The 13,046-nt window shown below is 58.1% G+C and carries 12 protein-coding genes; 3 read left to right on the top strand and 9 right to left on the bottom strand.

The window, feature by feature from the left end; genetic code table 11:
- The first annotated feature begins 19 nt into the window (after positions 1 to 19).
- The 3 genes from Q0Y21_RS03845 to cmoB are packed head-to-tail and all read left to right on the top strand — an operon-like array spanning position 20 to position 2,126.
- A complete protein-coding gene (locus Q0Y21_RS03845) occupies positions 20 to 373 on the top strand; it encodes a kinase (protein ID WP_297791724.1) in 354 nt (117 codons plus the stop codon).
- Entirely contained in the window at positions 366 to 1,124 is a 759-nt protein-coding gene (gene cmoA, locus Q0Y21_RS03840) for a carboxy-S-adenosyl-L-methionine synthase CmoA (RefSeq protein ID WP_297791722.1), read from the top strand. Before Q0Y21_RS03845 ends, cmoA begins: the two co-directional genes overlap by 8 nt.
- 9 nt (positions 1,125 to 1,133) lie before the next feature.
- Positions 1,134 to 2,126, top strand: a complete 993-nt coding sequence (gene cmoB, locus Q0Y21_RS03835) for a tRNA 5-methoxyuridine(34)/uridine 5-oxyacetic acid(34) synthase CmoB (protein ID WP_297791720.1) — start codon at positions 1,134 to 1,136, stop codon at positions 2,124 to 2,126.
- Positions 2,127 to 2,186: 60 nt separating this feature from the next.
- Here cmoB and Q0Y21_RS03830 read toward each other — a convergent pair whose 3' ends face one another.
- The 9 genes from Q0Y21_RS03830 to Q0Y21_RS03790 form a co-directional block, all read right to left on the bottom strand.
- Entirely contained in the window at positions 2,187 to 3,482 is a 1,296-nt protein-coding gene (locus tag Q0Y21_RS03830) for an adenylosuccinate synthase (protein ID WP_297791718.1), read from the bottom strand.
- Between the two features lie 14 nt (positions 3,483 to 3,496).
- Positions 3,497 to 4,678: an ATP phosphoribosyltransferase regulatory subunit gene (locus tag Q0Y21_RS03825; RefSeq protein ID WP_297791716.1), complete on the bottom strand. Its 1,182-nt coding sequence runs from the start codon at positions 4,676 to 4,678 to the stop codon at positions 3,497 to 3,499.
- 180 nt (positions 4,679 to 4,858) lie between these two features.
- On the bottom strand, positions 4,859 to 5,734 hold the full coding sequence (gene hflC, locus Q0Y21_RS03820) for a protease modulator HflC (protein ID WP_297791715.1): 876 nt from the start codon (positions 5,732 to 5,734) through the stop codon (positions 4,859 to 4,861).
- 2 nt (positions 5,735 to 5,736) lie between these two features.
- Positions 5,737 to 6,918, bottom strand: coding sequence for an FtsH protease activity modulator HflK (gene hflK / locus Q0Y21_RS03815; protein WP_297791713.1), 1,182 nt, complete (start codon positions 6,916 to 6,918; stop codon positions 5,737 to 5,739).
- Between the two features lie 78 nt (positions 6,919 to 6,996).
- On the bottom strand, positions 6,997 to 8,295 hold the full coding sequence (hflX, locus tag Q0Y21_RS03810; protein ID WP_297791711.1) for a ribosome rescue GTPase HflX: 1,299 nt from the start codon (positions 8,293 to 8,295) through the stop codon (positions 6,997 to 6,999).
- Positions 8,296 to 8,414: 119 nt separating this feature from the next.
- Entirely contained in the window at positions 8,415 to 8,666 is a 252-nt protein-coding gene (hfq, locus tag Q0Y21_RS03805; protein ID WP_297791709.1) for an RNA chaperone Hfq, read from the bottom strand.
- A 34-nt stretch (positions 8,667 to 8,700) separates the two neighbouring features.
- Positions 8,701 to 9,750, bottom strand: a complete 1,050-nt coding sequence (gene miaA, locus Q0Y21_RS03800) for a tRNA (adenosine(37)-N6)-dimethylallyltransferase MiaA (RefSeq protein WP_297791707.1) — start codon at positions 9,748 to 9,750, stop codon at positions 8,701 to 8,703.
- A gap of 7 nt (positions 9,751 to 9,757) precedes the next feature.
- Positions 9,758 to 11,683, bottom strand: coding sequence for a DNA mismatch repair endonuclease MutL (gene mutL, locus Q0Y21_RS03795; protein ID WP_297791705.1), 1,926 nt, complete (start codon positions 11,681 to 11,683; stop codon positions 9,758 to 9,760).
- Positions 11,684 to 11,703: 20 nt separating this feature from the next.
- The gene (locus tag Q0Y21_RS03790; protein WP_297792494.1) at positions 11,704 to 13,035 is read right to left on the bottom strand and encodes an N-acetylmuramoyl-L-alanine amidase; all 1,332 of its coding nucleotides are present in this window, start codon (positions 13,033 to 13,035) and stop codon (positions 11,704 to 11,706) included.
- Positions 13,036 to 13,046 lie beyond the last annotated feature (11 nt).

The raw sequence follows: 13,046 nt of genomic DNA, 5'->3' as shown, positions 1-13,046 counted from the left end.
TTAACCCGGAGATTTTCTGATGAGCGAGAAAGAGGCCAGGTTCACGGTCCGCAGTCTGATCGCTACCGCCATTGGCGCTGCCATCGTTACGGTGGTGGCCCTTGAAGTCAGTGGCCTGATTGACCACTCCAACAACAAGGACAACGTGCCAGTCGGCGAATTCCAGGCCATTCACGTCACCCCCGGAGAGGAATTCCGCATGTCGCCGAAATCCTCTGAATTACACGCCGTCTGCGAGCAGGGTTACCTGGCCATCGCGGCAGACGTGGACCCGGACTTCCGTGGCATTGTTGTGGACTACAAGAATCGGGGCGTGCGATGCAGACGCGCACCCGTCGAGGAGCCGCCAGAGGATACCGCCGGCAATGAGTGACAAACCCCGCGCGCCACGGCAGGAAACCGATCGCCTGTTCGCCACCGAACGCAATCCCGAGGATTTTCGCTTCGATGCTTCGGTAGCCCGGGTATTCCCGGACATGATTCGTCGCTCGGTTCCCGGGTACACCACCATCATTCCGATGATTGAGGTGATCACCGAGCAGTACGTCCAGGCCGGCTCCAATTGCTACGATCTGGGGTGCTCCCTCGGCGCCTCCACCCTGGCGATGAGACACGGCATTCCCTTTGATGACTGCACCCTCGTTGGCGTCGACAATTCACAAGCCATGATTGAACGATGTGAGCACTACATTGCTCTGGATGACAGCTCCCTGCCGGTCAGCCTGCGTTGCGAGGACATTCTGGACACCGAACTCCGTAATGCCTCGGTCACTACGCTCAACTTTACGCTGCAGTTTGTGCCACCGGACCAGCGAGCGGCGCTGTTAAAGCGTATAGCCACGGCCACGCGCCCCGGAGGAGTCCTGATCCTGTCGGAAAAGATCCGCTTCGAATCAGATGAAGAGCAGGAAACCCAGACCCGCCTGCACCATGAATTCAAACGTGCCAACGGCTATTCCGACCTGGAGATCAGCCAGAAGCGATCCGCCATTGAGCAGGTACTGATTCCGGAAAGTCTGACGGATCACCGCACGCGACTGCAGCAGGCCGGCTTTGACCAGGTCATCGTCTGGTACCAGTGCTTCAACTTTGTCTCCATGCTGGCCATCAAATCCGCTGCCTGAGGAGTTTCCATGGCAACCTTTGACTGGCAGGGCTGCTACCAGGCCCTCCTCAACGAACTGAACAACGAGGGCCAGGAACGCTGGTCCAACCTGCTGACCCAACAACTCCGGCGTCGGTTCGAAGACAACCCTCACGGCGATATCGCCCGCTGGATGGCCGCACTCGCACAACTTCCCGACGTTGCCGATACCCAAGCCAGACTGGACACGTCCGCCGTTGCCCTGAGCACCGAAGCGCCTCTGAGCGACACCCAGCGGGAACAGCTGGAGTCCGGCTTAAGGGGACTCATGCCATGGCGCAAGGGGCCTTTTGATTTCTTTGGCACTTACATCGACACTGAGTGGCGCTCGGACTGGAAATGGGACCGGGTGGCACCCTATCTGTCAGATCTGACAGGACGGCGGATTCTTGATGTGGGCTGCGGCTCCGGCTATCACTGCTGGCGTATGCTGGGGGAAGGCGCCGCACGGGTGATCGGCATCGATCCCGGGCTACTGTTCCTGTTCCAGTTCCTCAGCGTCAAGAAATACCTGGGGAAAGTCCCGGTTGATCTTGTGCCGGTGCGTATGGAGGACCTGCCCGGCAAACTGGAGTCGTTCGACACCACTTTCTCCATGGGCGTGCTCTATCATCGCCGCTCGCCCCTGGACCACCTGCTGGAGCTGAAGGACACCCTGCGCCGGGGTGGTGAACTGGTGCTGGAAACACTGGTCGTGGATGGCCCGGAAGGCTACAGCCTGATGCCCGAGGATCGCTACGGCCAGATGCGCAATGTGTGGTTCCTGCCCAGCTGCGACACGCTGCTGCGGTGGCTCGACCGTACCGGTTTCAGGGACGCGCGAGTGGTGGACGTCACCGAGACCACCACCGAGGAACAACGCCAGACCGACTGGATGCGATTCAACTCTCTGGAGGACTTCCTTGATCCGGATGATCCCGGCAAAACTATTGAAGGCTACCCCGGCCCAATGCGTGCAACGATCATCGCCACCAAGCCCTGAGGCCCCGACTCCACTTACAAAAAAACCCGCTCGGAAGCGGGTTCTTTTCAGGACTCGGCTTTATTCGCCGAATGGATGGCGGAGCGTCACAGTCTCCACTCGATCCGGCCCGGTTGAGATGATATCGATCGGGGCCTCGATCTGCTCTTCCAGGAAGCGGATATACGCTTTCGCGTTTTCCGGCAGCTGTTCCAGGCTGGTCAGGCCGAAGGTGCTCTCCTTCCAGCCCGGCAGCTCGGCGTATACCGGCTCGATGTCTTTGTAGGTGTCACAACCGATGGGCGGACGGAAAATCTCCCCTTTGGGAGTTTTGTAACCCACGCACACCTTCACGGTGTCCATGCCGTCCAGCACGTCCAGCTTGGTCAGACAAATGCCGGACACGCTGTTGATCTGGATGGCGTGGCGCAGGGCCACTGCATCAAACCAGCCGCAACGACGGGAACGTCCGGTAGTGGTACCGATCTCGTTGCCCTTCACCGCCAGGTGCTGCCCCATGTCATCAAAAAGCTCGGTCGGGAAAGGACCGGAACCCACGCGGGTGGTATAGGCCTTGGTAATACCCAGCACGTAGTCCAGGAACAACGGACCAAAGCCGGAACCCGTTGCGGTGCCACCAGCGGTGGTGTTGGATGAGGTGACGTATGGGTAAGTACCCAGATCAATATCCAGCAGCGAGCCCTGGGCGCCCTCGAACAGGATGTTCTCACCGCGCTTGCGATAGTCGTGGAGGATATCAGTGACGTCCGCAGCCATCGGCAAGATTTCTTCAGCCATCTGCATGAGCTCGGCCAGTGCGGCGTCGATATCTTCGGCCTCTTCCTTGAAATACTCGGTCAGCACGAAGTTGTGGTAGGACATAATTTCCCGCAACTTTTCTTCGAACGCGACCGGATTACACAGATCCCCCAGGCGAACGCCGCGGCGGGAAACCTTATCCTCATAGGCCGGCCCGATACCACGACCTGTGGTACCAATCTTTTCGTTACCCTTGGCACGCTCACGGGCCTGATCAATACGGACATGGGTTCTGAGAATAATGGGGCAGGCCAGACTGATACGCAGGCGATCACGCACCGCCACACCATTGGATTCCAGTTCACGCACCTCTTTCAGGAGGGCTTCCGGTGACAATACAACGCCGTTACCGATCAGGCACTGCACGTCCTGACGAAGGATGCCGGAAGGGATGAGGTGCAACGCGGTCTTCTTGCCTTCAATGACCAGGGTATGACCGGCGTTATGGCCACCCTGGAAACGAACCACGGCTGCCACCTTGTCGGTCAGCAGATCAACAATTTTGCCTTTCCCTTCATCACCCCACTGGGTGCCCAGCACAACTACATTTTTACCCATGATGTTCTCTCAATTCAGCTCAGTTGATCCACGACCCACTGGCCGTCACGCTTTACTAAAATTCTGTCGCAACCCTTGGCAGCCGGGTCAGCATCCGACTCTTCAGGCAGAGCCCTGACCACCGTTTCCGTCAGCCGCAATCCGGAAATCACCCCTTCCAGCGCAGGGTCTGTATCGGCGGGCGCCCATACGGCCCCGGAACGCCGCATCACACGCTCACCAAGCGATACCAGGGCACGAATATCAAGGCTGAACCCGGTTGCAGGCCTGGCACGGCCGAAGTCACTGCCAATTGCATCGTAGCGGCCACCCTTGGCAACGGCATCACCGTGGCCTGGCGCATAGGCCGCGAATACCAGACCGGTGTGGTAGTTGTAGCCGCGCAATTCACAGAAATCGAATCCGAAACTGATCTCCGGGAAATCCCGGGTCAACATATCCGCCACGCGGCCCAATTGATCGAGGGCGCCTACCAGAGCCTCCGGAGCGCCTTCCAGAATATTTCGGGCTTCCTGCAATGCTTCCGCACCGCCACTGACGCGGGCCAGCTCCCGCAGGCGACCACCCGCAGACCGGGGTTCACAGTCGCCAAGCAGTTCGTCCAGTTCCGGAACAGATTTGCGGGCCATGGCGTCAAAGATGGCGGCTTCGGTTTCCCGATCGAAGCTGGCTTCCCCCATCAGGGTCTCATAGATCGCCACGTGGGCCAGGTCCAGGTGCACCCTGGGCATTCCAGAAACCCGCAGGGTTTCCAGCATCAGGCTGATGACTTCCATATCCGCGGCTTCGGAGGCACTGCCAAACAGTTCGCAGCCGGCCTGAATCGGGGTGCGACCGGTGAGCATATGCCGTGGACGGGTATGCAGGACATGGCCGGCATAACATAGCCGGGTAATGCCTTCCTGCCCCAGGGTATGGGCATCAATTCTAGCCGCCTGGGGAGTCATATCAGCGCGTACGCCCATCATCCTGCCGGTCAGCTGATCGGTCAGTTTGAACGTCTGCAGTTCAAGATCGTGGCCGGTTCCGGTAAACAGGGATTCCAGGTATTCAATCAGCGGCGGGATTACCAGCTGGTACCCCCAGCGCTGGCAAGTGTCCATTACATCCCGGCGCAGGGATTCTATCTGTCCTGCGAGAGGCGGCAGAATGTCTTCCACGCCATCCGGCAGTAACCAGCGATCAGATACTGTCATGAGATTCCGTTGTCCGTTCTGCCCCGCAACAACCGGAGGTTGGCGGGAATGCACAGGATTTAGGGCGGATTCGGTAGCAGGAAAAACCCCGAACCAAAACCGGCAGAATTTTACACTGTTGGCAGGCACAAAAAAACCGGAATACCGAGGTATTCCGGTTTTGGACCTGGGAGATCCTGCTTAGCGGCCGCCCTGTGGATCCTTGAGGAACCTCAGGAAGTCACTATTGGCATCGATCACCATGATGTCGTCCTTGCTTGAGAAGGTGGTCTCGTACGCCTGCAGGCTACGATAGAAGCTGTAAAACTCTTCATTCGCGCCGTAGGCATCGGCATAGATGCGCGCAGCCACACCGTCACCCTCACCACGGGTTTCCTCAGCCTCGGCAAATGCTTCCGCCAGTACCACAGTGCGTTGACGGTCGGCATCGGCACGAATACCTTCAGCCAGCTCGCGACCGCGGGAGCGGAATTCCTGGGCGAGCTTCTGACGCTCTGTCGCCATGCGGCGATAGACGTTCTGACTCACCTCACCCGGAAACTCGATCGCCTTGACCCGGATATCCAGCACTTCAATACCGAATTCTTTCAGGGCCGTTTCGTTAACCCGGTCCCGCAGCGTGTGCATCAGTTCGTCACGCTGACCGGAGACAACTTCAACCATGGTCCGGACACCGAACTCGTCTCGCAGGCCATTGTCCACCCGGGACAGCAGCAGGGACTGGGCGCGGTATTCGTCACCACCGGTCGCCCGATAGAACTGGTCCACGTCGCGGATCTTCCAGGCGATGTAGGAATCCACATCCAGAGGCTTCTTCTCGATGGTCAGGTACTGACGGGAAGGCAGGTCCATGGTCAGCACACGAATATCGAACTCGCGGATCTGGTCAATTACCGGCACTTTGAAGTGCAGACCAGCTTGCATATCCGTTTCAATGAGCTCACCAAAGCGAAGCTTCACGCCGCGATGGGTCTCAGGAATGATGTAAACGCTCGACAACACCAGCAGGACTACAATGAGGGCGCCTGCAAGGCCCACTACACCTTTGGGTCCCATAATTATCTGCTCCTCCGAATGCCGGTATCCTGCCGTCCACGCAGTTCCTGAATCACCTGATCCGTGAGATTTGAGATATCAGGTTTGCCGCCGGAACTGTCCGATCCACTGCCGCTGCTGGTAACACGCCCCTGGGTCAGGCGATCCAATGGCAGGTACATCATGTTGCCACTGCTTTCGGTGTCCACCAGAACCTTGCTGGTACTGGACAGAACCCCTTCCAGCGCCTGCAGGTACATACGCTCACGGGTCACTTCCGGAGACATCTTGTACACCTCCAGCATTGCCAGGAAACGTGCGGTTTCACCGTTGGCGCGTTCGATAACCTCTTCCTTGTAGGCATTGGCCTCCTCAATCATACGTTGGGCCTGGCCACGGGCTTCCGGCACAACCTTGTTACGGTAGGTTTCCGCCTCTTCCTTGACCTGCTGCTCGTCTTCACGGGCACGCTGGACTTCACGGAATGCATCCTGAACCGCGGGTGGCGGCTGGGTGCTTTCAACGTTCACACGCACAATTTCCAGGCCGGCGCCGTAGTCACGCAGGAAGCTCTGCAGGCGCTGCTCAACGCGAACCGCCAGCTCGGCACGACCTTCGGTCAGTACCCCGTCCAGGGTGGAGCTACCCACTTCATGACGTAGCGCACTGTCCGTAGCAAACGCCAGGGCCTGATTGGAGTCCCTGATATTCAATACATACGCCTTGGCATCGCCAACACGATACTGGACCTGAAGGTCCACAGTTACCAGATTCTCGTCCTGGGTCAGCATCTGACCGCTGGACTCGGCAGTCCGGACATTCGTCACGCGCACCTTGGTAACATCGTCAATCAGAGGCACCTTGAAGCGCAGACCCGGCTCCTCTGTGCGACTGAACTCACCAAAGCGAAGGACAACCGCTCGTTCCTGTTCGTCCACTGTGTAGAACGACTGGAACACGACGTAACCCACACCAATAATGGCTATCAGCGCCAGAATGGCGCCAAATCCACCACCGCCGGATGAAGAACCGCCGGAGCCGCCGGAGCGACCACCTTTTCCACCCAGCATCCTGTTCAGTTTGTCGAGGCCTTTTTTCAGCGCCTCATCGAGGTCTGGCGGACCTTGATCATTGCCGCCACGACCACCACCGGTTCCCCAAGGGTCATTGTCGTTGCGGTTACCACCCGGTTCGTTCCAGGCCATAATGCTCTCCGTTCCTGACTGATAGAATGGCTGCAAATACTAGGGATTTATAAGCGCCCCGGCAATAGCGTTGCCGGCCTACGCCTCCCTTGCGTCTAATCTGATCTCATTTTCCTTTATACCGGCCCGGCTCAACAACTGGAGCCAGTCCCGGTGCTGCAGGCGCACCTCCAGCACTGTATCACCGCTGTCCCGATGCTCTTCACTCAACACCGAACCGGCTTGATGGAGGAGCGCCCTGAGCTTGCCGTCCCGCGGGCCCAGCAACACAAACTGGTGAATGACATCCTCAGCCAGACGCTCAACAATCGCGTCAAACAGCCCTTGAATCCCCTCACCCGTGACCGCTGACAACCACACCCTGACCGGCAAGCCGTCCTCGTTACGCTCAATACGCGGAGTAAAACTATCAAGCAGGTCGATTTTATTAAAGACCTGAAGCACCGGGATTTCATCGGCGCCGATTTCGGCCAGCACTTCTTCCACCTGCTCCATGTTTTCGTCACGACGACTATCATGACAGTCAATGATATGGAGCAACAGGGTTGCCTCGGTGGTTTCCTCAAGTGTCGCGCGGAAGGCTTCCACTAGTTTGTGGGGCAAATGGCGGATAAACCCGACGGTATCCGCCAATACGACCGGCCCAATGTCCGGAAGTTCCAGCCGCCGCAACGTCGGATCCAGCGTCGCAAATAACTGATCCGCAGCATATACGGACGAAGTGGTGATATGGTTGAACAGTGTCGATTTTCCCGCGTTGGTGTAGCCCACCAGAGAAACGGTTGGAATATCTGCACGCTTACGGGCCCGGCGCCCCTGGTTACGCTGACGACGAACCTTCTCCAACCGCTTGTGAATGGACTTGATTCGTTCACGAAGTAACCGGCGATCCGTTTCCAGTTGGGTTTCACCAGGCCCGCGAAGACCGATCCCCCCTTTCTGACGCTCAAGGTGCGTCCAGCCACGAACGAGTCGTGTCGACATATGCTCGAGTTGAGCGAGCTCCACCTGAAGCTTGCCTTCATGGGTTCGTGCACGCTGGGCAAAAATATCCAGAATGACACCGGTACGATCCAGGACCCGACACCTGAGTTCACGCTCGACATTACGTTCCTGGGAGGGGCTCAGAGCATGATTGAACAGGACCACGTCTGCTTCATTCGCGGCGACCGCATCGCGAATCTCTTCCAGTTTGCCTTCCCCGACAAACAGGCGGGGGCTTGGCTGTTTTCTGGAACCAGTCACCAGGCCCACCGGCTCTACTCCGGCGGAGGTCACCAGCTCCCGAAACTCATCCGGGTCTTCAGTCTCTTCGTGAGAGGAAAAATCAATATGGACGACAATTGCCCTTTCACCAACGTCGGGACGCTCAAACAAGTGGTAACAACTCCGAAACAGTCAAACCGTTAGCCTCATAAAAACAAACACCCGCGCTCCTCGGAACCGCCAGGGGGTTCGTTGGAAACGCGGGTGGCAATACCGGAAAACCGGACAACTCAGTCTTCAACCTCACCTTCTCCGCCAGGTGCCTGCGGCGGAATACGTACGTTCCGGGCCGGTACAACGGTAGAAATGGCGTGCTTGTAGACCATCTGGCTGACAGTGTTTTTCAGCAAAATCACGAATTGGTCAAAAGATTCAATCTGGCCCTGAAGCTTGATGCCATTGACCAGAAAGATGGAAACCGGAATGCGCTCCTTGCGTAATGCATTGAGGTAAGGGTCTTGTAAAGAATGCCCTTTTGACATGTGTTTTCTCCTGTTTATAAGTAAGTGCAGATCGTCATTTTTCAGATTTAAATGTGGTGCGAAGTCTGATAATTTTCAAGGCCGTTTCAGTGATATATCTATCGTCACTGTCGAGCCAGTCCACATCGGACCACTTTCGCAACCAGGTTAGCTGCCGTTTTGCCAACTGGCGGGTCGCAGCCACACCCTTGCTAATCATGGTGTCATAGTCGTCATCACCGGCCAGGTGATGCCACGCTTGGCGGTATCCGACACAACGCATGGAAGGCAAACCCGCTTCAAGGTCTCCCCGGGCCATCAGCGCCCGGACTTCCTCCAGAAAGCCGGCCTCCAGCATTTTCATGAAACGCAGACGTATCCGCTCGTGAAGGACCTTTCTGTCGGTGGGAGCAACAGCAAGTTGCACAACAGTATACGGAAGCGATGAGGATTCGTCTGCCTGCCATTGAGTAAAATAGGTGTAATCCTCGACATTAGAGGGCTTGCCATTCCCATTCGCGCCCTCGTCGCCCGATTGTTGCCAGAGTTCAGAGATTGGCCGCCCTGTCAGGCGCACGACTTCCAGAGCTCTTATCAGCCGCTGACGGTTGTTCGGGTGTATCAGCCTTGCGGCGACCGGGTCCCGGGCTGCCAGCTCCTCATGCAGCGCGGCCCACCCTTTTTCCCCGGCCTCCTTCTCCAGTCCACTGCGGAGCTCCGGGTCCGCGGATGGCAGATCCGACATACCATGAAGCAAAGCCTTGAAATACATCATGGTACCGCCCACCAGCAGCGGAATCCTGCCAGCCTGGGTAATGGCCGCCATCTCCCGCAGGGCATCCCGCCGGAAATCGGCAGCCGAATACCTTTCGGCCGGATCACAGATATCAATCAGACGATGGGGCGCCCGGGCAAGTTCCTCCGCTGACGGCTTTGCGGTACCAATATCCATGCCCCGGTAAATCATCGCCGAGTCAACGCTGATGATGTCGCAAGGCAACTGGTCACACAACGCCATGGCAAGGTCGGTCTTGCCGGATGCGGTCGGGCCCATCAGAAAAATAGCAGGGGGCAACCGGGAAGCCCGGCACAGATGATCAGCCATGGTGCCCTTAACGCCCTCTCAGGAACAGTTTGTCCAGCTCGGAGAGGGTCACGACCGTCCAGGTAGGACGACCATGATTGCACTGACCACTGCGTTCGGTCGCTTCCATATCCCGCAACAAGGTGTTCATTTCCGGAATGGTCAACTGCCGGTTTGCCCGGACCGACCCATGACAGGCCATGGTACCCAGCAGTTCGTGGGTCACCGCCTCAACCCGATCACTCTGGCCGTTTTCTATCAGATCGGCCAGGATGTCACGCACCAATTGTTCGGTATCCGCGCCCCGCAAAAGGGCAGGCACCTGCCGGATGGCCAGGGTTTCCGGACCAATGCGCTCCACCTGGAGCCCCAACTGCTGGAGTTCGCTGCCATGGGTTTCCGCCAGGGCCGCCTCTTTCTGGCTGACCGCCAGTGATACTGGCACCAGCAATGGCTGACTCTTCAGATCCTGAGCTTCCAGCGCCCGCTTCATGCGCTCGTAGGTGATACGTTCATGAGCCGCATGCATATCCACGACGATCATCCCCTGCCGGCTCTGGGCCAGGATATAAATACCATGCAATTGCGCGATGGCGTATCCCAGTGGCGGCTCAGCTTCACCGTCCGTCGGCGGCGTAGGCTGCCCCACGGCAAGGTCCGACACAGGCGCACTTTGCTCCCGACCGGCCAGGCCGCCACCTTCATTCAGGGACTGATAGAAGCCCATCTGATCCCGGGCCTGCCACTCATGGTGCGGTTGCGGCTGATGCCCGCCACTCCCCTGTGACGGAAATACGGACGCGGTTTCTCCCCAACTGCGGGACATCTGCTGATCGGCTGACGATGCTGCGTTGCCACCAGGAAAAGAAGATGCACCACCAACAACGCCAGTACCTCCGACGTCTTCCCTCACCGCAGACTGGGCAACGGCGCCACGCAGATGGTCATCCGGACGAACATCCGCCAGTGCCTTGTGGAGGGTCCTGAAAATGAAATCGTGTACCAGCCTGCCGTCGCGGAATCGCACTTCGTGCTTGGTCGGGTGAACATTCACATCCACCGTGGCCGGATCCACTTCCAGATACAGGACAAACGCCGGATGACGATTGTTGTACAGGACATCCCGGTAGGCTTGCCGCACGGCGTGTGCGACCAGACGATCACGAATGACCCGGCCATTGACGAAGAAGTACTGCAGGTCCGCCTGACTGCGCGAGAAGGTTGGCAGGGCAACCCAACCCCAGAGGCGCAGCCCGGTTGCCTCGGCATCAATCACCACCGCATTATCTATGAACTGCTGGCCGCACAGGGAACCGATACGGCGCTCCCGGTCCAGGGGATTCTCCGCCGGGCGCAGGCTCTGGATAACACGCTGGTTGTGGCGCAGGGTAAACCCGGCATCAAACCGACTCAGCGCCTGCCTTCGAACGCACTCCTCGACGTGGTTAAACTCGGTCTTTTCGGTTCTCAGGAATTTGCGGCGGGCCGGCGTGTTGAAGAACAGATCCCGCACTTCCACGGTTGTGCCCACAGGGTGAGCAGCGGGTGAAATCCGGGCGTCCATGTCACGACCTTCGACTTCGACACGGGATGCCGCTTCCTGCGCTTCCGTCCTGGACGTCAGGGCAAGGCGCGACACGGAGCTGATGCTGGCCAGGGCCTCACCACGAAACCCCAGGGAGGCGACCGCCTCCAGATCATCCAGGCTTTCTATCTTGCTGGTAGCGTGGCGACTGAGCGCCAGGGGTAAATCGGCTTCACCGATGCCGGAGCCATCGTCCCGCACCCGAATCAGCTTCACACCACCCTGCTCTACATCGATATCAACCCGGTTGGCGCCGGCATCCAGGGCGTTTTCCACCAGTTCCTTGACAACAGAAGCGGGGCGCTCCACCACTTCGCCTGCGGCAATCTGGTTCGCAAGCCGTGGAGTCAGCAATCGGATGGCGGGCATGTTTCGGAAAAACCTCTTGTTCAGGAAGCAGGAATACGAATGGTTTGCCCTACCATAACACGGTCGTTGTTCAGGCCGTTAAATCGCATCAGCTCACTGACAGAAATCTGGTTCTCCCGCGCCAGGTCTGACAGGGTGTCGCCACGTCGAATCCGATACTGACTCACCGAGTTACCGCCCTGCCTGTTCATCTTTTGTGCTGCGAGTAACGTGCCAGGGGGCGGTGTGTCCGAGAAATAGTCGTAGATACCATCGAAAACGGCATTAGCCAGTTTGCGTTGATAGGATGAGCTGGACAGGTTCCTCTCTTCCTGCGGATTGGAAATAAAGCCTGCCTCCACCAGCAGTGACGGGATATCCGGTGACTTCAACACCACAAAGGCAGCCTGCTCTACGCCACGCTTGTGCAGCTTGGTGACATTCCCAAGTTCACCAAGGATTGAACTACCGATTCCCAGGCTGGAGTTGATACTGGCGGTCATGGACAGATCCAGAAGCACACCCGCCAGCATTTCATCACGGCCGTTCAGGGACACACCGCCTGCGCCACCAATGAGATCGGAACGGTTTTCACTCTGGGCCAGCCAGCGCGCGGATTCACTGGTCGCACCACGCTGGGACAATGCAAACACAGAGGCCCCCCTCGGTTGCGGTGTCCTGAACGCGTCCGCATGGACCGACACGAACAGGTCCGCATTGTGCTTTCTGGCGAGCAAGGTCCGGCTTCGAAGATCAATGTAATAATCACCCGTGCGCGTCAGCTTGGCCGTGAAGCCGGGTTTCCCGTCAATGATCCGCTGCAGGGTTTTCGCCATGGACAGCACAACATCCTTCTCGCGAGTCCCTCTCGGTCCGATAGCCCCCGGATCCTCACCACCATGGCCCGCATCAATCACCACGATAATATCCCGTTTGCCACTGGCATGATCAGTGACGGTCGGTTTGGCGGCTTTCTGTACCTTCAGGCCGCCCTCATCGATCAGGTCCACCACCAGGCGATGACCATACTGCTGGTTGGGCTCCAACTGGAAACTTCGGGGCTTGATTTCGCTTTTCAGATCCAGCACGACCCGCAGGTCATTGCCGTTGCGGGGGGCGCTCCGGATTCTCTGAATCGGGCTCCCGGACAGGTCCAGCGCAGAAAAGTCGGCCTTCAGGGTGACATCCTTCATATCGATCACCAATCTGGAAGGTCCTGACAATGAAAACACGTTGTGCTCCACCTTGCCCGCGATGTCCAGAACCAGCCTTGTGTGGTCAGGCGCAGGCCAGATACGCACACTTTCCACGTCTTTACCCGCCATGGCAGCCACTGGCCAGACCAGCAGCATGGCAAGCATAGCGGCTGCCATCGAAGTTCTTA

Origin of the sequence: uncultured Marinobacter sp. (genome assembly GCF_947259545.1) — a bacterium.
In the GTDB taxonomy this organism is placed as follows: domain Bacteria; phylum Pseudomonadota; class Gammaproteobacteria; order Pseudomonadales; family Oleiphilaceae; genus Marinobacter.
This window is presented reverse-complemented; position numbering and strand designations above follow the sequence as displayed.

Excerpts from the sequence above, each read along its gene's own strand:
- hfq (WP_297791709.1), bottom strand. The coding sequence starts at position 8,666 with ATGTCAAAAGGGCATTCTTTACAAGACCCTTACCTCAATGCATTACGC.
- cmoB (WP_297791720.1), top strand. The coding sequence starts at position 1,134 with ATGGCAACCTTTGACTGGCAGGGCTGCTACCAGGCCCTCCTCAACGAA.
- hflC (WP_297791715.1), bottom strand. The coding sequence starts at position 5,734 with ATGGGACCCAAAGGTGTAGTGGGCCTTGCAGGCGCCCTCATTGTAGTC.
- Q0Y21_RS03845 (WP_297791724.1), top strand. The coding sequence starts at position 20 with ATGAGCGAGAAAGAGGCCAGGTTCACGGTCCGCAGTCTGATCGCTACC.
- Q0Y21_RS03830 (WP_297791718.1), bottom strand. The coding sequence starts at position 3,482 with ATGGGTAAAAATGTAGTTGTGCTGGGCACCCAGTGGGGTGATGAAGGG.
- hflK (WP_297791713.1), bottom strand. The coding sequence starts at position 6,918 with ATGGCCTGGAACGAACCGGGTGGTAACCGCAACGACAATGACCCTTGG.
- miaA (WP_297791707.1), bottom strand. The coding sequence starts at position 9,750 with ATGGCTGATCATCTGTGCCGGGCTTCCCGGTTGCCCCCTGCTATTTTT.
- cmoA (WP_297791722.1), top strand. The coding sequence starts at position 366 with ATGAGTGACAAACCCCGCGCGCCACGGCAGGAAACCGATCGCCTGTTC.
- Q0Y21_RS03790 (WP_297792494.1), bottom strand. The coding sequence starts at position 13,035 with ATGGCAGCCGCTATGCTTGCCATGCTGCTGGTCTGGCCAGTGGCTGCC.
- Q0Y21_RS03825 (WP_297791716.1), bottom strand. The coding sequence starts at position 4,678 with ATGACAGTATCTGATCGCTGGTTACTGCCGGATGGCGTGGAAGACATT.
- mutL (WP_297791705.1), bottom strand. The coding sequence starts at position 11,683 with ATGCCCGCCATCCGATTGCTGACTCCACGGCTTGCGAACCAGATTGCC.